The 20,660-nt window shown below is 34.3% G+C and carries 17 protein-coding genes and 1 other RNA gene; 14 read left to right on the forward strand and 4 right to left on the reverse strand.

What is annotated here, in order from left to right:
- Positions 1-105 precede the first annotated feature (105 nt).
- Positions 106-2,475, reverse strand: a complete 2,370-nt coding sequence (locus tag ACZ2M0_RS04160; RefSeq protein ID WP_490058640.1) for a transglycosylase domain-containing protein — start codon at positions 2,473-2,475, stop codon at positions 106-108.
- Positions 2,465-3,097 carry a Holliday junction resolvase RecU gene (recU, locus tag ACZ2M0_RS04165; RefSeq protein ID WP_490058641.1) on the reverse strand — a complete coding sequence of 211 codons (633 nt, stop codon included), beginning with the start codon at positions 3,095-3,097 and terminating at the stop codon, positions 2,465-2,467. The genes ACZ2M0_RS04160 and recU overlap by 11 nt, the downstream gene beginning before the upstream one ends.
- Before the next feature lie 69 nt (positions 3,098-3,166).
- Between recU and ACZ2M0_RS04170 the strand changes: the two genes are divergently transcribed.
- From ACZ2M0_RS04170 to carB, 11 genes are all read left to right on the forward strand, one after another.
- Entirely contained in the window at positions 3,167-3,733 is a 567-nt protein-coding gene (locus tag ACZ2M0_RS04170) for an SLOG family protein (protein WP_490058642.1), read from the forward strand.
- A 92-nt stretch (positions 3,734-3,825) separates the two neighbouring features.
- Positions 3,826-4,266: a DivIVA domain-containing protein gene (locus tag ACZ2M0_RS04175; protein ID WP_490058643.1), complete on the forward strand. Its 441-nt coding sequence runs from the start codon at positions 3,826-3,828 to the stop codon at positions 4,264-4,266.
- A gap of 26 nt (positions 4,267-4,292) precedes the next feature.
- Positions 4,293-4,661: RNase P RNA component class B (gene rnpB, locus ACZ2M0_RS04180), an RNA gene on the forward strand.
- Between the two features lie 67 nt (positions 4,662-4,728).
- On the forward strand, positions 4,729-5,859 hold the full coding sequence (locus ACZ2M0_RS04185) for a THUMP domain-containing class I SAM-dependent RNA methyltransferase (RefSeq protein ID WP_490058644.1): 1,131 nt from the start codon (positions 4,729-4,731) through the stop codon (positions 5,857-5,859).
- Entirely contained in the window at positions 5,849-7,078 is a 1,230-nt protein-coding gene (locus ACZ2M0_RS04190) for a metallophosphoesterase (RefSeq protein WP_490058645.1), read from the forward strand. Before ACZ2M0_RS04185 ends, ACZ2M0_RS04190 begins: the two co-directional genes overlap by 11 nt.
- Positions 7,079-7,090: 12 nt before the next feature.
- Positions 7,091-7,423, forward strand: coding sequence for an acyltransferase (locus ACZ2M0_RS04195; RefSeq protein WP_223901762.1), 333 nt, complete (start codon positions 7,091-7,093; stop codon positions 7,421-7,423).
- Between the two features lie 261 nt (positions 7,424-7,684).
- Positions 7,685-9,361, forward strand: coding sequence for a formate--tetrahydrofolate ligase (locus ACZ2M0_RS04200; RefSeq protein ID WP_490058646.1), 1,677 nt, complete (start codon positions 7,685-7,687; stop codon positions 9,359-9,361).
- 8 nt (positions 9,362-9,369) lie between these two features.
- Positions 9,370-9,834 carry a signal peptidase II gene (gene lspA / locus ACZ2M0_RS04205; protein ID WP_223901764.1) on the forward strand — a complete coding sequence of 155 codons (465 nt, stop codon included), beginning with the start codon at positions 9,370-9,372 and terminating at the stop codon, positions 9,832-9,834.
- Positions 9,827-10,738 carry an RluA family pseudouridine synthase gene (locus tag ACZ2M0_RS04210; protein ID WP_490058647.1) on the forward strand — a complete coding sequence of 304 codons (912 nt, stop codon included), beginning with the start codon at positions 9,827-9,829 and terminating at the stop codon, positions 10,736-10,738. The genes lspA and ACZ2M0_RS04210 overlap by 8 nt, the downstream gene beginning before the upstream one ends.
- Positions 10,739-11,794, forward strand: a complete 1,056-nt coding sequence (locus tag ACZ2M0_RS04215; protein WP_223901766.1) for a carbamoyl phosphate synthase small subunit — start codon at positions 10,739-10,741, stop codon at positions 11,792-11,794. It begins immediately after the preceding gene.
- A 2-nt stretch (positions 11,795-11,796) separates the two neighbouring features.
- Entirely contained in the window at positions 11,797-14,973 is a 3,177-nt protein-coding gene (gene carB / locus ACZ2M0_RS04220) for a carbamoyl-phosphate synthase large subunit (protein ID WP_223901767.1), read from the forward strand.
- A gap of 47 nt (positions 14,974-15,020) precedes the next feature.
- On the opposite strand, the gene ACZ2M0_RS04225 is transcribed toward carB, so the two are convergent.
- Positions 15,021-16,709, reverse strand: a complete 1,689-nt coding sequence (locus tag ACZ2M0_RS04225; protein ID WP_223901768.1) for an Rqc2 family fibronectin-binding protein — start codon at positions 16,707-16,709, stop codon at positions 15,021-15,023.
- A gap of 352 nt (positions 16,710-17,061) precedes the next feature.
- On the opposite strand from ACZ2M0_RS04225, the gene ACZ2M0_RS04230 reads away from it, so the two are divergent.
- From ACZ2M0_RS04230 to ACZ2M0_RS04240, 3 genes are all read left to right on the forward strand, one after another.
- The gene (locus ACZ2M0_RS04230) at positions 17,062-17,475 is read left to right on the forward strand and encodes a MarR family winged helix-turn-helix transcriptional regulator (protein WP_490058648.1); all 414 of its coding nucleotides are present in this window, start codon (positions 17,062-17,064) and stop codon (positions 17,473-17,475) included.
- Between the two features lie 75 nt (positions 17,476-17,550).
- Positions 17,551-18,429 carry a DegV family protein gene (locus tag ACZ2M0_RS04235; protein ID WP_223901770.1) on the forward strand — a complete coding sequence of 293 codons (879 nt, stop codon included), beginning with the start codon at positions 17,551-17,553 and terminating at the stop codon, positions 18,427-18,429.
- 54 nt (positions 18,430-18,483) lie between these two features.
- Positions 18,484-19,119, forward strand: a complete 636-nt coding sequence (locus tag ACZ2M0_RS04240; RefSeq protein WP_223901873.1) for an NUDIX hydrolase — start codon at positions 18,484-18,486, stop codon at positions 19,117-19,119.
- A gap of 15 nt (positions 19,120-19,134) precedes the next feature.
- Here the strand turns inward: ACZ2M0_RS04240 and xerS are convergent, their stop codons facing one another.
- Positions 19,135-20,223, reverse strand: a complete 1,089-nt coding sequence (xerS, locus tag ACZ2M0_RS04245) for a tyrosine recombinase XerS (protein WP_223901771.1) — start codon at positions 20,221-20,223, stop codon at positions 19,135-19,137.
- Between the last annotated feature and the right edge of the window lie 437 nt (positions 20,224-20,660).

Consider the following 20,660-nt stretch of genomic DNA (forward strand, 5'->3'; position numbering starts at 1 on the left):
AGGACTAACTCTGATTGAATATCGGAAGCTAGTCCTCAGTTAGCAGCTAATATAAAGTGTCCTAATTTTGGGGTTCATATCAGATTTTTCGACGCTTTTTCTTAGCTAATGGTTATTATTTTCATTGTTAGTGGTTGTACTGTTGCTTTCACCACTAGGCTTGTTAGGCTTTTGCTCATGATCAGAGCCGTTATCCGAATTGGAATTGTTAGAATCATTATTTTGACCCGAACTTTGCGAATTACTTTTGCTAGTATTATTTTGTTTCTTGTCTTTTGAATTTTTGGCTTCTCTTTGATTCTTATCAGGTTGCCTGGTTGAACCATTTTGATTGTGATGAACTGAATATCTTCCTTGAGTATTTGTTGAAGAAGAATCGTTAGTATTAGTTTTCTCATCATCTTCATCATAATCACTACTGTCATCAACTATACCAATAGGGGAATGACCACGAACAAACAACTGCCATTCACCTGTAGATGACACTTCAGGAGGATTTGAGTTTCTAGCGATTTTTGCGCGAATCACAGAGTCAGGCTTTTGCCAATCGACATTTTCCTTATTTCTCATTAGATAAGTCATCATGTTCTTGTAAAAAAGCTGTGCTGATTGTTGACCAATACCTGAAATGGTTCCATCTTTCAGATTATCATAACCCGTCCAAACACCAATTGAATACCTAGGGGTGTAACCCACAAACCAGGAATCTTTAGGGGTTGCAGCATATGCCGGATAGCGTGCTAAATCTTGCTCAGAATATTTGACAGATCCAGTTTTTCCAGCGTGATACAAACCTCTGATCTGCGCGTTTGTACCAGAGCCATGTTTAATTACTCCTTTAAGCATGTCAGTAATCATATACGCTGTGGACTTGCTCATTACTCGGATGCCCTCAGAATCATAATTTCTGGTAAGACCATCAGGAGTTTCAATTTTAGAAACAAATTGTGGTTTATGATAGATTCCCATTGTAGCAAATGCGCTGAAAGCACCTGCCATTTGGAGGCTTGACGCATTAGCTCCAATCGCTACTGACAAACCAGAGTCTTTTGGAACATTAATATCCATTTTCCCAGCAAATTTTGCAGCTCGCTTAACACCAACTTCTCTCAAAGTTTTGACTGCAGGAACATTACGTGACTGTTCCAAAGCATGCCTCATAGTCATCATACCGTCATATTTATTATCCCAGTCGTAGAGCTGGACATTCGTTCCTGGATAAACATACTTGCTATCATCTAACATTTTTGCTGTTGACCAATTGAGATATTCAATTGCCGGACCATAGTCTAAAACTGGTTTTATCGAAGAACCCGTTGATCGAGTGGTTTGTACTGCACGATCTAAACCCAATTGAACTGAAGAGGGCAGGTGCCTGCCACCAAGGATAGCTACTACGTGACCATTACTTGGATCAACCACTGATGCTCCAATTTGCATCTTGTTATTTGTGAAAGGAACTTGACCATTATTAGCCAGTTGATAAAGTTTCTTTTGAGCTTTTTGATCCATATTAATTGTAATCTTTAAGTTATCGCGGAAGGGATCAAATCCCTTAGCCCTAACTTCAGCAATTGCTTCTTTTACATAGGGATCATTAATCTTGCGTAAATTAGATTGTTTTCGCTGATTATGAGGTTTTAGACCTTTTTTTATGCTTTCCTTCCTAGCTTCGTCATATTGTTCTTGAGAAATCTTTTTATTATTTAACATTGCTTTGAGAACAATATTACGCCGATATTTTGCATATTCTGGGTAGGTGTATGGATTATAGACGGTTGGTCTATTAGGTATTCCTGCAAGCATGGCTGTTTGGGCCAGGTCCAAATCCCCAATCTTTTTACCATAATAAAAGTTGGCAGCAGTGCCAATTCCGGTATTACCATAATTCATATATACCTTATTGATGTAAAATTCTAAAATTTCATCATGACTGTATTCTCTTTGGACTCTCATAGCCAGCCATGCTTCCTGAGCCTTTCTGCGTAAAGTTCTTTGGGAAGCAGCAGTTGAAAATTTTGTCAGTTTAACTAATTGCTGAGTAATGGTAGAACCACCGGCAGAAATGCTTTTGCTTTTAGCATTAGTTAACATTGAACCCGCAATTCGAATAGGATCAATTCCCAGCTTGTCTCTATAAAAGCGTTTGTCTTCAACTGATACAATAGCATCTTTAAGTAGTTGTAAATCCTTGCTGTCTTTAACGTATAACCTTTTTTCGGTACCAAGGGACATGATAAATTTACCATTGGTATTGTATAAGCCTGAAGAGCCGCCACTTTCAAGATCAGCTCGACTGATGTTAGGAGCATCTTTAGCATAAAAGGCAAACAAACCTATGCCGGCTACCAAAATTAAAAAAACGCCTAAAAATGTCCACTTAAGTATTCGACGCCACAATGGTTTAGGCAAACTTTGCCTGTATTTCTTACGTGATTCACGTCCATTATTTGAGTTTGAATTTTTATTTGTCATCGTGTATTTTCCTATCCGAGATGAAAGAATCTACAGCTTTCAGGTATGGCAGAGTTGGTTGAAAGCCATTTTTAATCTCTATTGACCAATCCTCGACTTCTTTTAATGTTAACGAACTTTTATCTTTAGTCCACCAAGCTTTAATGATTGCGCTTGCTGGAGTTACAAAATAGCGGTTTAAGCTTGTAAATCCTATTATTGTAAAGCATATTCCTTTTTGCTTCAAGCATTCTGCTAAGTGAATTATTTGATGCTCGTGAAAGTTTTTCAAAGGAAAATTAGTTTTATTTTTTGTCTCTTTTGCCTCGAAGTCCAAGTAATAACCTTTATAAACACCATTATAATCTGTAGTTGATTCTTGGCGAAAATATGCCTCCTTTATTACTGCACGTGATCTTTTAGGATAGTCTACCTTAACTATTTGTACTGGCGTTGGTTTTTTATGCACCACCGCAATTTCTTTAGTACGATAATACTTATTAGATTCATTAATCATCTGCTCAAGATTCATTCCTCGGTCAGAAAAATTAATATTTTTGTGTTTTCTTTTTTGGTGCTTAGCTTGATAACTATAATTTAATTTACGAAAAGCGGCAGAACTGCCTGTTGGATATTTGACCATAAATATCACTCCTGCTAGCATTATAGCAATAAAGGAAAAGTTTTTGAACAAGGAGCTATCTGTTTCATTATGCAAAGATTGTGGGTAACTGGATATCGCAACTATGAACTTAATACGTTTGGAGACAAAGATCCTAAGATAAAAATTATTAAGTTGGTTTTAAAAAAACATATGGTTAATCTATTGGAAAATAACCAACTCGACTGGGTAATAACAGGAGCTAACCTTGGGGTTGAACAGTGGGCTAGCGAAGTCGCAATCGACTTACGCAAAAAATATTCTTTAAGAGTATCTGTCATTGTTCCTTATGAGGATTTCGCCAGTAGATGGAACGAAAATAATCAGGAAAAATACCTTTCTTTAAAACAACAAGTAGATTTTTTTGCCTCCACTTCTAAAGAAACATATCAAAGTCCTGTGCAACTGCGTAATTATCAAAATTTTATGCTTATGCATACCGATAGGGCCCTAATGATTTATGATCCGGAAAATTCGGGAAAACCAAAGTTTGATTATAATTTAATCAAAAAATACCAGGAAACTACAGAATATCCGTTAGAATTAATTGATTTTTACGATCTGCAGGATGAAGCAGAAGAATTTCAAGAAAATCAAGATGACGAATTTCGCCAATAAGATAACTTTGCTTTAAAATTAACATTTTAGTTTTAAGCAAGTCCAGTTTTTGCTAGAATAAAAGTGATATAAAAAAGGAGTTGTATATTATCATGGCTGATTTAAATGATATTCAACTATCCACTCAGGATATTTTAAAAAAACAATTTAGAACAAAGGTTAAAGGCTTGGATCCAGACGAGGTCGACGCCTTTTTAGACAAAGTAATTGCTGATTATGATACGTTTGAACAAATTATTGAAGATCTATATGGTCAAATTGGCAAGCTGCAGGGAGAGTTAATGGACGATCGGCATAAAGAAAAGTCTATTCAAACTCAGAAAACCAGAAAAGTAACCCCAGTGACAGCACAAGAAAGCGTTAGAACTTATACTCCAAGTCAAGAACGCTCTACTCATAGTTTTAATCCAATAAATGGGTCTGATTCACAAACTGAAAGCTCTACTAATATGGCTATCATTCAACGCATTTCGACCCTCGAACGGAAAGTTTATAATCTTGAACAACGAGTTTATGGGTTACAAAAAGAGTAAGCTTTGATATAATTTTTATTGGTGCAAATTTTGAGCAGTCGCGGTTTGATCTGGAAAAAAGGTCAGGCTGAGGAAAGTCCACGCACGCACGAGCTGCGATGCTGGTAGTGTTCGTATTTAGCTCAATAAGCTAAAGGATTTTAAATTACGGCGAAAAAAGTGCTAAATCATTATGACATGCATGAATATTCTGAAAAGTGCCACAGTGACGGAGCAGAGGTGGAAACGCTTCTGGTGGAACGAGGTAAACCCTGCGAGCGTGCAACCCAAACTTGGTGGGGGCGTTTCAATCTAAGGAAATGAACTAAAGATTGAAGTTGCTAGTTATAGCAAAGATAGATGGCTGCTAAAGGTATTTATGCCACAAATACCTTAACAGAACGTGGCTTACAGAAATTTGCATTGGCAGCGTTGAGCTTTTCAAAGGGCTCAACGCTTTTTTTAAGAAAAGAAAGAATTAAAATGGAAAAATATCAACTATATACAACTATGGGCGTAGGATTTGAAAGTGTTGTTGCCAAAGAATTACAGGCAATGGGCTATCTAACGCGCACTGAAAATGGCAGAGTATTTTTTGAAGGCGGGCAAAAAGATATTGTCAAAACCAATCTTTGGTTAAGAACGGCAGATCGCGTTAAAATTTTACTGAAAGAGTTTAGAGCAACAGATTTTGATACTCTTTTTAACCAAGTTTATGAAATTGATTGGGCGGAGTTACTTCCTATGGACGCAAAATTTCCTGTGAAAGGCAGATCAGTCAGGTCTAAATTGCACTCTGAACCGGGCATCCAATCAATTGTTAAAAAGGCAATTGTAAATAAAATGTCAGATCAGTACCATCGTCGCGGCTTTCTACCAGAGAATGGCAATGAATATCCTCTTGACATTCGTATCAATAAAGATGTCGCCAGAATTTCATTGGATACTACTGGAGACAGCTTATTCAAAAGGGGCTATCGTATTGAACATGGTGGGGCACCACTAAAAGAAAACTTTGCAGCAGGTCTATTAAAACTAACCCCATATGACGGCACTCATCCTCTTATAGATCCAATGACAGGTTCTGGTACTCTTGCTATTGAAGCCGCATTAATAGGTAAAAACATAGCTCCTGGCAGTTGGCGCAAATTTGCTTTTGATGGCTTTGATTGGTTTGACAGTTCTATTCATCAGGAATTGCTTGCAGAAGCTAAAAGTGAAATCAAACCACTTGAACAACCTATATGGGCAAGTGATATTGATCAGTCTATTCTTGAGATTGCAAAATTAAATGCCAATAATGCTGGTGTATTACAAGACATTTATTTTAAGCAAGTTGCAGTAAAGGATTTTGCTACTGATTTACAAAATGGAGTTATAATTGCGAATCCACCTTATGGTAAAAGACTGAAAGATCGAGAATCAGCTGAAAACCTTTATAAGCAGATGGGCGAATCTTTGTTAAAATATGATAGTTTTAGTCAATATTATTTAGTTGGAGATCCTGCTTTTGAGAAATTTTTTGGTAAAAAAGCCACCAAAAAGCGCAAATTATTTAACGGCAACTTAAGAGTAGACTTTTACCAATATTGGGCAAAGAAAAATGATTACTGAAAAAGCAAATACAGAATTTTGGGTTATTACAGACACTCACCTAATTGCTGATAGCTTGCATGATGATGGTCAGGCATTTCGGCATATTCAGAATACTAGTCAGGGTAAAGATTTGGTTTATCAAGAAACAGCCTTACGTACGTTTGTTGACCTTGCTAATAAAAAGAAACCTACCGCAATTATTGTTACTGGAGATGTAACTTTTAACGGAGAATTTATTTCTGCGCAAAAATTTGCTGCAATATTTAGTCACTTAAAAGAAACAAAACTATTGGTTTTACCTGGTAATCATGACATTTATGATGGATGGGCCCGGGCTTTTAAAGGGCCAAATCAACTATATGCTCAACAAATAAGTCCAAAAAGTTGGCAAGAAATATTTAAAAATTCATATGACTGCGCACTGAGCATTGATCCTGATTCATTAGCATACAGCGTGCAACTAAATCAACGTTATCTTCTAATACTGCTAGATTCTAATATTTATGGTAAGCAGGAGTCTAATAGTGCGCCGATGACCGAAGGACAAATAAATGAAGAACAAATTATTTGGTTAGAAGAACAGTTGGAAAGTGCTAAAAGAAATCAGCTGAGACCTCTTTTATTTATGCATCACAATCTATATGTTCATAATCCTGCTGTAAATCGCGGCTTTGTCCTAAATAATGCTCAACTTTTATGCCGCTTATGTCAGGACTTCAATATTAAACTTGCTTTTTCCGGTCATATACATGCTCAAAATATAGTTGGACCAGTAGAAAAAACACCTACCGTAGAAATAGTAACCTCCAGTTTTTGTTCATATGATCAGGGATATGGTGTAATCAAGGTAAGTCAGGACCATATTGAATATCAACGTCATACGTTTAACATGAAACCATTTCTAACTAAAAGAGAGTTGGAAGAACAAAATTTGGCTCATTTTCACCATTATTTGAAGGAAATTCAGATTAAAAATTTGAAAGGAAATTCCAATAAGAAAGATAATTTACAGAGTGAACAATCTGAGCTATTGCAGAAGGTAAAACATTTGTTTATAGAAATGAATTATCAATATTTTACTGGACATAATCATATTGAAAAAGAGCAGTTAAAAAAGTTATATTCTTCTCCTGAATTTAAGCTTTTGGTCAAACAAAGACCACGTTTTAGCAATTACATGAGAACTTTATTCGATACTACTGATCATAGCAACCTTGAAACAGAAATTTGGTATTGAAAAGGAGCCTTTATGAGAAAAAAACATTTCATTATTTTGGGTCGTAGTGGATTAATTTATTTTAGCTGGGTTTTAATTGTTCTCTTCTTATGTCTAATTTTCTTATATGAAAGTACAAAATCTTTCAACTGGCCAGCTTTAATTTTTGCTTTAATTTTCTTAATTTTATTAGCTTATACTTACTTTAATTCTTATTGGACTGATGAAATATTTAAGTTGCCATTTCGCGCCAAAGCAAAAAGAATTTCTAAACCAGTAATGATTTCCGAATGGCGGTTTTTAAAAATTTACAAAATCAAAATTGCAGAATTTGGTCAATATTATTTATTAAGACTTGAAAAATAAAGCAGGCAAGTATTTGAAAATGATATAACTCCCAAAATTTGGTAGTTATACCTAGAGGCGGGCCTGTTTTTCGTGTTGCTGAAAATTAAATTTAACGTAATTCTTAATTTGTAGCTAGCAATGGATAAAAAATGATCAATGTTTGATATAATTACAATTGATTAAACAAAAGGTGGGACCTAAATTCTAATATGAAAAGGATATTACGTAAAATGAAAAGTTAGATTTAAAAATTTAAATATATAGAAAGAGGCATGCGCAATGAAATCAGATATTCAAATCGCACAAGAAGCTCACGCATTAGCCATTAAAGAAATAGCCGCTAAAGTAGGCTTAAGTGAAACCGACATTGAACCATATGGCAATGACAAGGCTAAAATTAACTGGCAGGCAATAAAGCGTATAATGGCTAAGAAGCACCTTGGTAAACTTATATTGGTTACTTCTATTTCACCCACTCCAGCTGGAGAGGGTAAGTCAACTATGACAATTGGTTTAGGAGACGCCATAAACAATCAGCTGCATCAGAAAACCATGATTGCTTTGAGAGAACCGTCAATGGGGCCAGTTTTTGGCTTAAAGGGCGGAGCGACTGGAGGAGGTCAGGCACAGGTTATCCCGATGGAGGATATTAATCTCCATTTTACAGGAGATATGCATGCCTTAACCGCTGCTATTGATACTTTGGCAGCATTAGTAGACAATTATGTCTATCAGGGAAATGAACTTAAATTAGATCCGGAAAGAATCCTTTTAAAGCGCGGAATTGATGTTAACGATCGCAGTTTAAGAAAAATTACTGTCGGACAAGGTTCAAAGTTTAATGGTGTTGAGCATAAATCCAGTTTTGCAATCACTGTTGCTAATGAATTAATGGCAATTCTCTGCTTGTCGACTGATATCGATGACTTAAAAAAGAGAATTGGATTAATGCTCGTTGGCTATACTATTGATGAACAGCCTGTTTTCGTTAAGGATCTCGGGTTTGAAGGTGCAATTGCTGCTCTTCTTTCCAATGCCTTAAAGCCTAACCTTGTTCAAACAATTGAACATACGCCAGCATTAGTTCATGGTGGTCCATTTGCAAATATTGCTCACGGTGCCAATACAGTAATGGCAACAAATTTGGCTTTGCACCTCAGCGATTACGTGTTGACTGAAGCCGGATTTGGTAGTGACCTTGGTGGTCAAAAATTCATGGACTTTGTTTCTGAACATCTTGATAAAAAGCCAGATGCCAGTGTTGTTGTTGCTACCGTTCGTGCCCTGAAATACCAATCTGAAGGGACTACTGATAACTTAAGCAAAGAAAATCTGTCTGCTTTACGCGACGGTTTTGAAAATCTTAAGAGACATATGAATAATATGCGCAATTATGGTATTCCTGTTATTGTTTTGATTAATCATTTTGCAACAGACACTGAAAATGAACTTAATCTTTTACAGAAATTGATCAAGGAACAAGGAATTGACTCTGTTGTGGTAGATTATCATGAACAGGGATCAAAAGGTGGCATAGAAGCCGCAAACGCCGTTCTTGATTTGGCAAATTCTCAAAGTGGTAACCTTATTCCTACTTACCAAAAAGATGATGACGTTAAAACTAAAATTGCAAAAGTTGCACAAAAAATATATCATGCCGCTCAAGTAGAATACAGTGAAAAAGCGGAAAAAGATATTCGTGAACTGGAAAAAATGGGCAAGGATAAGTTGCCAGTAATTATCGCCAAGACACAATATTCATTCACTGATAATCAAAAATTATTAGGTGCTCCGACTGATTTTACTTTACACGTTAAAGGCGCTAGTTTGAAAAATGGGGCTGGCTTCATTGTCATAACTACCGGACATGTTTTAGACATGCCTGGGTTACCTAAGCATCCCGCTGCATTAGATATTGATGTTGACAACAACGGCAAAATAAGTGGCCTTTTTTAAAAATAACAATGCAATTTTTATATTTAATTATTTCATTATTAGTAGTGATCTCCGATCAATCTTTAAAATCTTTTATTGCCGGTAATTATAGGCTGGGTGAATCACACCAAGTTCTTTCCCATATTTTTTCGTTTACCTACGTGCAAAATGAAGGTGCAGCTTGGAATATTCTTCCTGGTCAGATGGGACTTTTCTATCTAATAAGCATTATTGCTATCATAGTCTGTTTATATTATCTGTTTGGTAAAAAATTTCATAGCAAGCTTTTCAGTACAGGAGTCGCATTAGTTCTTGGGGGAATAATAGGTAATTTAATTGACAGGATTCATCTAAAGTACGTCATTGATATGATCCAAGTCGATTTTATTCAGTTCAATATTTTTAACATTGCCGATTCTGCAATAACAGTAGGGATAATACTCGTTTTTATTTATCTTCTGTTTTTTGATGAAAGCGAAAAAAATAATGCCTGATAAATATCAATTCGTAATTCAGGAGGAAAAAGGTAGAATCGATAAAGTGCTTGCGACTAAAATTCCATCTTTATCACGCTCAAGGATCCAAGAACTAGTGCAAGATAAAAATATATTAGTTAATGGTAAAACGGTTAAAACTTCTTATAAAGTTCAAAAAAATGACTTAATTTCAGTTTTAGTACCTAAGCTAAAGCCTTTGGCTGTAATTCCGGAGGACATACCATTAGATATTATTTACGAAGATCAAGATGTAATAGTTGTTAACAAGCCTCAAGGTATGGTAGTTCATCCAGCTGCTGGACATCCAGACCACACTCTTGTCAATGCATTATTGTTTCATACAAAAAATTTAGCTGAAAGTCCTGAAGGCTTTCGGCCGGGAATCGTGCATCGAATTGATAAAGATACATCTGGTTTATTGATGGTGGCCAAAAACTCCTTTGCGCGTGAAAGCTTAGAGAAACAATTAGCACAAAAAACAAATAAAAGACTTTATTTAGCAATAGTCCACGATAATTTTTCTGAAAAATTTGGCACGATAGAAGCTCCGATCGGACGAGATCATTATAATCGTAAAAAAATGGCTGTAGTTGAAAACGGTAAAGATGCAGTCACTCATTTTACTGTTCTAGAACAGTTCCCAAAATATAGTTTAATAAAATGTCAGCTTGAAACAGGTCGTACACATCAGATTAGGGTGCACCTTGCTTATATTGGGCATCCGGTTGCAGGGGATCCATTGTATGGACCACATCATACCTTAAAGGGTAATGGTCAGTTTTTGCATGCTCAGGTTTTAGGATTTGAACAACCGCATTCAGGCAAATGGTTAGAATTTGAAGTTCAACCGCCACAAATTTTCTTACAACAATTGGCTGACTTAAGAGAAAAAAGTGATTAAATGAAACGATACTTAATTCTGGAAAATGGTCAATCATTTCCGGGAGAGGGATTAGGAGCTTCAATAATTTCTACTGGCGAATTAGCTATTCAGACTGGTAATTTTGGTTATCAAGAAGCTTTAACTGATCCCACAAACACTGGTAAAATTTTAGTTTTTACTGCACCGATGATCGGTGGCAATGGCATTAATGCAATTGATTATGAAAGTATTAATCCAACTGTAAAAGGAATTATTGCTAATGATGTAGCGCAAAATATTTCAGATAGTGATAATTTTCAAGATTTAGCTTCCTTTTTAAAAGAAAAAAATATACCAGCAATTTTTAACGTTGATACCAGGGCTTTAGTTCATCTTTTAAACAAAGAGAAAACAATTAAAGCCTCAATCATGGACACAAATGATGAACATGCTTTTGATCAAATCAAAGCTTTAGTCCTGCCAAAAAACAAGTCTGCCACTGTTTCAACTAAAAATCCCTATGCGGTACCTAATGTGGGTAAGACTGTGGCCATCATCGATCTTGGCTTAAAGCACTCTATGCTTAGAGAATTGTCTTTACGAAAAGTAAATGCTACTGTCTTACCATATAACGTGTCAGTACCTGATATTAAAAATTTGCGCCCCCAAGGAATTATTATTTCTGGTGGTCCAGGAAAAGTGGATGAACTCAAAGAGAACCTTAATCCTATTCTGACAGCATTTTACAAGAAAATTCCTCTTTGGGGAATTGGTTTGGGCTTTTTAGCCTTAAGTGAATTTCTCAATTTTGAATTAGTAGCTTTGCCTCAGGCCTATAATGGTATCAATTATCCAATTATTGACCAAAATACGAATGAGATTTGGCAAGTAGCGATGAACATTGATCAATTAGTATTGCCAAACAGCGTTCAATTTGCAATGGAAAAAGAACTATACGATCTTCACAGTGAATTATTAGCCGGCTACAGCAATAAAGCTAATAAAGTGATTGGTACGGCTTTTAATGCTGAAGGTGCACCTGGAAGCCTTGATGCTCTTCCTATTTTTAATAATTTTGTAGAGATGATGGTGTAAAAATGCCTTTAGAAAATGACTTAGATAAAGTTTTAATCATTGGATCAGGCCCAACCCTGGTTGGTAAAGTGTCTGAAACTGATTTATTAGTTGAAGATGCACTTCAAGCACTTTTTGAAGAAGATATTCAAGTTGTTTTGGTTAATCCCAATCCTGCAACAATTTCTACTGACAAAAAATCTGGGTTAACTGTTTATCTTGAACCAATGACGCTGGAATTTCTAAAAAGAATAATTCGTATGGAAGAACCAAATGCTATTATTTCTGCTTACGGCTCAACTACAGGCTTAAAAGTTACCAGAGAATTGGTTCAGGATGGTATATTGCAAAAAATGGGTGTTAGATTGCTGACCTTGAATAAGCAAACTCTCACAATGGATAATCATCAAAAAATGAATGCTTTTTTGGCTGAAAATCAAATTGAGGCTAATAAATATTGGAATTTAACTGATTTTAGTGCTGGAAATATTCAGAAACAGTTATCTGAAAAAGTTCAATTTCCCGTAATGCTCATTAAAGAAAATACTGCAACCAAAAATACACAAATTATTTTTGACAACGTTTCTGACTTAAATGAGTACCTAACAAAAGAAAGACAATCTGAGAACTTTTCTTTTAGCAATTACCATTTGTCTGAAGATCTTTCTTCCTGGGGAGAAGTCATTGCTAACATAATTCGTGACAGTTCCGGAAATGTGCTTTTTACCAACTTAGCTGATACTATTGAATCTGTAGCTATTAATGCCGGAGATTCTGCAACTGTAATGCCAGCTTTAACGCTTAATAATGATCAAGTACAAAAAATTCGTGCCATTGCTAAAACAATTGCCAACAAATTAAAAATAGTCGGAATATTAAATATTCACTTTGCTGTCAAACATGAGGGAACCAGATTTTCTGTAAAAATTTTATCAATCAAGCCTAGGTTAACACGCAGTGCGATTTGGTCAAAAAGAGTAGGGTTATATAGTTTAGGCTACATTGTTTGTAAAATAGCCATTGGTTATCGTTTAGATGAAATAACAGATCCATTATCAGGTCTTAATGCTGCTGTTGAGCCAACCTTAGATAAAGTCGCAGTTAGAATGCCTTTCTGGTCATTAACACAATCTGGTAGTAACCACTATTTACTTGGCACCAAAATGCAAGCCAGTGGGGAGGCCATTGGATTAGGAACAAATTTCGAATCTGCTTTTTTAAAGGGCCTTGCATCAACAGTCAATTTAAAAATGGCACTTAATGTTTTTAAAACTGAAAAAGCAAAAGAAAAAAGCGAAATTGCAAGTGATTTAGAACATCCCGATGAGTCACATCTAATTAAGCTTTTAGCCGCAATATCTAATGGTTTTGATTATCATGATCTGCAAAACATTATTCATATCCATCCCGTTTATTTTCAAAAACTAGCTCATATCGTGCAAATAGGTCTTAAATTAGCAACTGGTAATTTAACAGATGAACTATTGATTGAAGCTAAAAAGAGAGGATTTCGTAATGCGTTAATTTCTGAACTTTCTAATACTGATGTTAATGCAATTAAAAAGAAGCTGATAAAGATGCATTTAAAGCCGGCTTATCAACAAATAGATGGGTCTGCGGGAACAATTAAACCTCTAGTTAAAGCATATTATAGTTCATATGGAGTTCAAGATGAAAGTCAAGCTCTAACTGCAAATAAAAAAGTCTTGGTGATTGGTATGCTACCTTCACAAGTTTCAGTTACAAGCGAATTTGACTACATGATTAGTCATGCAATTGATACTTTACATAATAATAATTATGCCACTGTTTTATTATCCAATAACGATGAATCTGTGGCAATTAGCTATAAAAGGGCAGATAAGGTTTATTTTGAACCTATAACTCTTGAAAGTATCTTACATATTGCTGAAAAAGAAGATATAAAAGATGTTTTAGTACAATTCTCCGGCAAAGAAATGAATGCTTTATGTAAAAAACTAATAAAAAATGGCTTAAATATTTTAGGCAATAAAAATATTAATCCAAAGGATCGTGTAGAACAGGTTTTAAATAAACCATTAAAAAATTTAGGACAAAATAAGCTTTTAACAACAGTTGATAAAACCGAAGCGAAATCTTTTATCAACGAACACGGTTTTCCAATTCTCATTGGCGGATTTAACAATATGGGTGTAAAGCAAAAATCTGCTGTTGTTTACGATTTGCCGGCTCTAAAAAAATATTTGAAAGAAAATCAATTATCCAAAGTTAGTTTATCTCAGTTTATTGAAGGAAATAAATATGAAATCACAGCCATTTCAGACGGTAAGAATGTTACACTTCCCGGAATTATAGAACACCTGGAACAAACCGGCTCTCATGCGTCAGATTCAATTGCTGTTTTTAAGCCACAGAATTTAACTAAAATAGGCAAAAAATTACTTATTGAATATGCTACTGAATTAATTAAACGTATAAATATGCGTGGAATTTTTACATTACATTTTTTAATTGTTGACAAGAAAATTTTTTTACTACAAATTAAACCTTACGCTGGACATAATATTGCTTTTTTATCTAAGGCACTTGGAAAGGATATTACCCAATGCGCAACAGAAGTGCTTATTGGAAAAAACTTACCCGACTTAGATTATAAAAACGGTTTGTGGCATTCAAATAATTTCATTTTTGTTAAAATGCCAGTTTTTTCATACATTGATTATCAAAGTGAAAACTCTTTTGATTCAAAAATGAAATCATCTGGCTCTGTCATGGGCCGAGATACTGAGCTTGCGAAAGCTTTATACAAGGGCTATGAAGCCAGTGGATTAAGAATACCTAACTTTGGTACTATATTTATATCTGTTCGTGACGAGGATAAGAAGAAAGTGACAGAACTAGCTCAACGTTTTTATCGTCTAGGTTTTAAAATAATTGCCACTGAAGGTACAGCTAATGGTTTAGCAGAGGCTGGAATAACCACAGGAATTGTTTCCAAAATTAGTCATGGCTCTCGCAGTCTACTGGATAAAATTCGACAACATAAAATTGATATGGTTATTAACATTACAAACTTGTCCGACTCTGCTAGTGACGATGCAATCAGAATACGTGATGAAGCTCTAAACCAAAACATACCTGTATTTTCCAGTATTGAAACAACAGAACTTATTTTAAGCGTTCTAGAATCACTAGCATTAACTACACAACCAATTTGATACCATAAGAAAAATGAAACGAGGGTGAACAATTTCATCCTCGTTTTTTAATTTATTCTTTTGCTTAACACTCGTTCTTTTTCAGGGGTCACTTCAATTGAATTTTGCCCAGTATAAATTACAAAACCAGGTTTTGCACCATTAGGTTTTTTTACTCTTTTATCTTTCACATAATCAACCTGAACATGAGCTGAATTTTTAGCCTTAGAAAAATAGGCTGCAATTTCAGCAGTTTCCGCAATATCTTTTTCTGTTGCCTGATCAGATTGCAAAATAACGTGTGAACCAGGAATATTTTTAACATGAAACCAAATATCAGTTTTATTAGCTTTTTTTAGAGTGAGCCAATCATTTTGCAGGTTATTTTTACCAACTAAAACAGTTTTACCAGATGAAATGCGAAATTTATTGAGATTTTTCTCAGTAATTTTCTTTTTCCGTTTAGGTTTCTGGGGCTTTTTAATATAGCCTTGATTCATCAATTCTTCGTTAATTTGATCGATATCTTGTGGTTCAGCATTATCGATTGCAGTTTGGATAGTGTCAAAATAAGTTAAATTGTTTTGAGCTATCTTTATTTGTTCTTTAACATGTTTAATCGAATCACGTAGCTTTTTATACTTGGTAAAATATTTTTGACCATTGCGGGCAGGAGAGAGTGCAGCATCAAGCTTAATTTTTAAAGGTTGATCATTATCATAATAATTAGGCAGTTCGATTTCTGTCATTCCCGGTTTAACTTGGGACAAGTTGGCATTAAGAATTTCTCCCCGAATTCTATATCCTTCAGAATTTTCAGCTTGGTCCAATTGCTTTTTCAGTTTAACTATTTTTTTAGTTAATTTTTTATGCTCGTTTTTTACCAGGCGTTCAATTTGACTTGACTTTTGTCTCACCCAATCCTGATTGGCCTGATATTGGTAAAAACTATCTAATGCATGATTAATATCTGGATCAGAACTTTCTTTAGTTAAGTTAAGATGGTAAGGCAAATAAGGAAAAATCTTCCGCTTATTATTTGGTGTTTTCAGAATAAAAGCACCTTTTTTATTAAACTGAGCCATAAAAGTTTTAAAAGATGAATAAGAAAAATCGTCTTCTAAATAACCTGCAAGTTCTTGACGATCGTCTCGATCAAGCCCTCCAATCTGACCGGCGAATTTTTCAGGATCAGAATTCAAAGCCCATTTATTAAACTCTGTTTCCGTCATCTTGAAACCATCAATACCAGATATAAGGGGAGGTAACTCATATTTAGCTTTGGGTAAGAGCAACCGCACTCTATTTTCATCAGGATTAATTCTTTTGAGCAAATCAATTATTCGTCCACTTTTTTGGTCATAGAGAATAACATTGCTATGTCTGCCCATTAACTCTAATGATAAGACTAGTTGAACTTGGTCGCCAAGTTCGTTACGGTTGCTAAAATTAAAATTAACAATGCGATCAACACCTAATTGATCAATTGATTGTAAAATTGAACCTTCTAAATATTTACGTAGCACCATGACAAAGGTTGGTGCTTTATCAGGATTAGCAATAGTTTGGCCGGTAATATAAAATCGTGGATACTGCGCATTGGCAGATAATAACAATTGAATATTCTTTCTGTCTTTTCTAAAAGTTAATACTAAATCCTGTTCAAATGGTTGATAAATCTTGGAAAGCCTGCCACTTTCTATTTTTGGTTTAACATCATTTAGCAGGCTATGTATGAACAAACCATCAAAAGCCATATTATCACCTCAAAACACGCTTTCTATTATACCAAGTATTCGGCTATAAGTGCTTATTTAAAATATAAGTTATTAAAAATCTTAAAAAAGAGTACCACTAATTATATAGTAATCATTTTCAAAATAGTTAAAGAAATCATTGCAAAAAACTGATATACTGGTAATATAGATTTAAAGTTATTGATATAAATATTTATAAGCTAAAGATAATAGTTGCAAATATTACTATTCAATTAAGTATTAATGTTTCACATTTTTGCTTAAATTTTATGCTTTTCAAGCTTTCAATATTGCTTAAATTTTAGTTTATAAAATATTTTTATGTTTATGTTTTATCAGAAAAGGTAGTTAAATGGACGTTTTATCTTTTAGCACAATTGCTGGAAATATTAAAAACGAAATAAACAAAAGGTGCGGGTTGAACCTTTCGCAAACTAGAATCTTGCTTTACTTTTACCATAATGGTAATATTGCTTTAAAAATGGGAGATTTAGCTGAAAAATTAAAAATATCACTTTCGACATTAAGCAGGCAGTTGCAGCAAAAGAAAACCATGAGTTTTGTAACAATTAAAAGATCAGAAAGTGATTCTAGCAAAACAGTTCTGCTGAATGAACAGGGGTTGGAAAAAATTTCTGAATTGAGAAACGTTTTAAAAGAAATAGAAGCATCACTTTTACATGGTTTAACCAAGCAAGAAGTAGAAGCATTTGATCAAACTTTTACTAAACTGGTACAGAAAGCTGAGAGAACAAGTTCTCTATAGTTGATAGTCGAAACACTTATTTTTTTATGCTATAATTCTTGTATGTTGTACAGACAAAAGCGAAAGGTAAGTTAGATGAAGATTGCTTTAGTTACTGATAGTACTAGCGCCATTACAAAACAAGAGGCAGAAAAAAATAACATTATTGTTGTTTCAATTCCAATTATTATAGGTAAAAAAGAGTATTTAGAAAATGTTGATATTACTTCTGATCAACTTTTCAAAATGCAGAGAGAGGGAGCAGATTTTCCCAAAACTTCTCAGCCAAGCACAGGCGATTTGATACGCCTTTTTGATCGCCTAAATAATGAAGGCTATGACGCTATTATTGCTATTACACTTTCCAGCGGGATTTCTGGTTTTTATCAAACATTATGTAATATTGCAGAAAATCATCCGAAATATAATTTACATGCTATTGACACAAGAATGACTGTTCGCTTACAAGGTAATTTGGTTTTGGCAGCAGCTAAAATGATAAAAAATGGTCTTGATCTGGATACAATTTTAGCTCGACTTGAAAAAATTCGTTCAACTATTGATGAAATATTCGTAGTTAATGATTTAAACAATTTAAGTCGAGGAGGCCGCTTAAGCAATGCCAGTGCTTTTATCGGATCTATGCTAAATATCAAGCCGCTGCTTACTTTCAAAGACGGCAATATAGTAGCTTTTGACAAAATTCGTTCTATGAAACGAGCTTTTATCAAAATTAAGAAATTAACAGTAAAGAAAATTGAACAATTACCTTATAAAGATAAAATAAAACTTTTTATTATTGATTCCAATGACAGCAGTCAAGTAGATGAAGCTAAAGCATTTTTAACTGAACAATTTCCGGAACAAAATATTTCTATCACAAAATTTAGTCCTGTTATTGCCACGCATCTAGGAGAAAAGTCTTTTGCAATTGGTTGGATGATTGACATAGATAAAATAGATTTGACTAAATAAGAGCAACCTTTCGCAAGGCTGCTTTTTTGTTACAGAAGTGGGAGGATATATATGATAAAGCAAATGGATCAGATAACCAAATGGGCTGTAGAATTGCAGAGCATTGCTCAAGACGGCCTAGAATATGGTCACGATCGTTTTGACAGGGAGCGTTACGAACAAGTAAGAAAGATTGCCACTGAAATGATGGCAGCTAAAACTGGTCAGCCAATAAATATTGTTAAAGGCTTATTTAGTAATGATGATGGATACCAGACGCCTAAAGTTTCTACCAGAGCTGCAATTTTCAATAAACAAAAAATCTTACTGGTTAAAGAAACTACAGATAATTTATGGTCAATGCCTGGAGGTTGGTGTGAACCTAATATAACAGTTAAAGAAAATTGTATAAAGGAAGCAGAAGAGGAATCTGGTCATAAAATTGAAGTTGATCATATTATTGCAGTAAACAACCATTCAACTAATATTTATGATAAAGAGCGAATTAAACGAGCTATTAATGTCTGCAATATCATTTTTTTATGTAAAGATCTAGGTGGAAAATTTTCAAAAAATACTGAGACTGATAAGTGTTCCTTTTTCGAACTTGATAATTTACCACCTTTATCATTGCCACGAAATTCTTTAGCAGAGATAAAAATGTGTTTTGAAGCGAATCAAAGTCCTAATTGGCAAACAAAATTTGAATAAAAAACAGGCTCTGTATCAAGCCTGTTTGTGATCACTATTCTTTTTATCTGCCTCTGAAATCTCATTTAATGCAGCACGTTGCTTTTTTTGATCAACATGAGTATATAAATCGGTTGCTGAGGTTCCTTTTTGGCCCAGTTGCTGAGCTACTAGCACTTGGTCTTTGGTTACACCATATAGTTCAGAGGCCACTGTGTGACGTAATTTATGGGGAGTGAGCGGGTGACCAAAAGCAGCTGAATATTTATTGACCATTTTCTCGATAGCACTTGTGGTAATCCGACGTGTTTTATTATGCCAGCGAGTCAAGAAAAATGCTGAATCGTTTTTGACAGCCAAATAGCGTTGTTTTCTTATTTTCTTATACTCTCTAATATAAACCAACGTCCATTCAGCAATTGGTACGCTGTCTCGCTGGCCACCTTTGCGGGTTACGTCCAATGTAGCCTTTTTAAAATTAATGTCTGGCAAATCAATTCCTGCGCACTCAGAAACTCTGATTCCAGTTCCTAAAATTAAAGCAATAATTGCCATGTCGCGCTCTTTATTTGCTTTAAATCCTGGTAAAGCATGCTTATTGCATTTAAATTCATAATTATTTGCAATAAAATCCAAAAACTGGTATTTTAATTTTCCTGTGTACATGTGTGATTCAAGAACATGAGCCCGATAGTTTAAAGTTTTTGTGTTATTCAGAGAATCAATTTTGAGCATGACATTGCGTTCAAAGTATGGCTTGCCATTAATATTATCTGCAGTAATGGTTAAAAACTTAAAAAGAGACCTCAAGGCATTAATAGACCGATTTATTGTAGTAGGTGAATTCAAGTTGCCTTGCTTATTCTTGGTGTGACCTAAATAATTAATGTAAAGCATGATGTCATTGCGTTGTAGTTGAGCTAAAGTTTGTGTTTCAATATTTTTGTTATTTTTAGCTTTTGAAATGCCTTCATGCCGCAGCCAGTCAAAAAATCTTCTGATTTCTGTTAGATACTGATAGGATGTAGCTAAAGAGTGACTTGTGCCAAAATTGTATTCTTTAACAAAATCCGGCATTTTTTTTAATTCTTCATCAATTAGATCTAAATATTTCTTTGTTTCCACGTAATAAATTTCTCCTAGCTTAATTTAATAAATTACATGCTTTATTATAAAACAAAACTAGAATGTATGTTTGTGTCGTATATATTTATTATGGGATAGAGGAGGGAGAAAGGTGTTAACTAGATCTAATGAAATAAAATGCCAATTGGGTATTTTTAAAATAAAGTTTCAAAATAGTTTTAAGTAGAAATTTCTGCTTTAATGATAAAAACTTATCTAAGAGATCAAATTTAGTTTTGCTAAAAATCAATATCAATGAATGCAAAATTTTTGAGCTCGATTATCATTTAATTATCGTTCATTAAAATTATAGTTTTAATGAAAGCAACTATAAAATTATTTAACAGTTAGCATGTTTAGAAGTTGAAAAAAATTATGTGAGCAGACTTTTTATACTTAATTTTGAGCAATATTGTTCCAAGCTTTTTATATCTACT

Source organism: Lactobacillus sp. VURO6/B1 (VP7), assembly GCF_058139575.1.

What these genes read in the sequence shown, in the direction of transcription:
- ACZ2M0_RS04160 (WP_490058640.1), bottom strand. Translation starts at nt 2,475, where the DNA reads ATGACAAATAAAAATTCAAACTCAAATAATGGACGTGAATCACGTAAG.
- recU (WP_490058641.1), bottom strand. Translation starts at nt 3,097, where the DNA reads ATGGTCAAATATCCAACAGGCAGTTCTGCCGCTTTTCGTAAATTAAAT.
- ACZ2M0_RS04170 (WP_490058642.1), top strand. Translation starts at nt 3,167, where the DNA reads ATGCAAAGATTGTGGGTAACTGGATATCGCAACTATGAACTTAATACG.
- ACZ2M0_RS04175 (WP_490058643.1), top strand. Translation starts at nt 3,826, where the DNA reads ATGGCTGATTTAAATGATATTCAACTATCCACTCAGGATATTTTAAAA.
- ACZ2M0_RS04185 (WP_490058644.1), top strand. Translation starts at nt 4,729, where the DNA reads ATGGAAAAATATCAACTATATACAACTATGGGCGTAGGATTTGAAAGT.
- ACZ2M0_RS04190 (WP_490058645.1), top strand. Translation starts at nt 5,849, where the DNA reads ATGATTACTGAAAAAGCAAATACAGAATTTTGGGTTATTACAGACACT.
- ACZ2M0_RS04195 (WP_223901762.1), top strand. Translation starts at nt 7,091, where the DNA reads ATGAGAAAAAAACATTTCATTATTTTGGGTCGTAGTGGATTAATTTAT.
- ACZ2M0_RS04200 (WP_490058646.1), top strand. Translation starts at nt 7,685, where the DNA reads ATGAAATCAGATATTCAAATCGCACAAGAAGCTCACGCATTAGCCATT.
- lspA (WP_223901764.1), top strand. Translation starts at nt 9,370, where the DNA reads ATGCAATTTTTATATTTAATTATTTCATTATTAGTAGTGATCTCCGAT.
- ACZ2M0_RS04210 (WP_490058647.1), top strand. Translation starts at nt 9,827, where the DNA reads ATGCCTGATAAATATCAATTCGTAATTCAGGAGGAAAAAGGTAGAATC.
- ACZ2M0_RS04215 (WP_223901766.1), top strand. Translation starts at nt 10,739, where the DNA reads ATGAAACGATACTTAATTCTGGAAAATGGTCAATCATTTCCGGGAGAG.
- carB (WP_223901767.1), top strand. Translation starts at nt 11,797, where the DNA reads ATGCCTTTAGAAAATGACTTAGATAAAGTTTTAATCATTGGATCAGGC.
- ACZ2M0_RS04225 (WP_223901768.1), bottom strand. Translation starts at nt 16,709, where the DNA reads ATGGCTTTTGATGGTTTGTTCATACATAGCCTGCTAAATGATGTTAAA.
- ACZ2M0_RS04230 (WP_490058648.1), top strand. Translation starts at nt 17,062, where the DNA reads ATGGACGTTTTATCTTTTAGCACAATTGCTGGAAATATTAAAAACGAA.
- ACZ2M0_RS04235 (WP_223901770.1), top strand. Translation starts at nt 17,551, where the DNA reads ATGAAGATTGCTTTAGTTACTGATAGTACTAGCGCCATTACAAAACAA.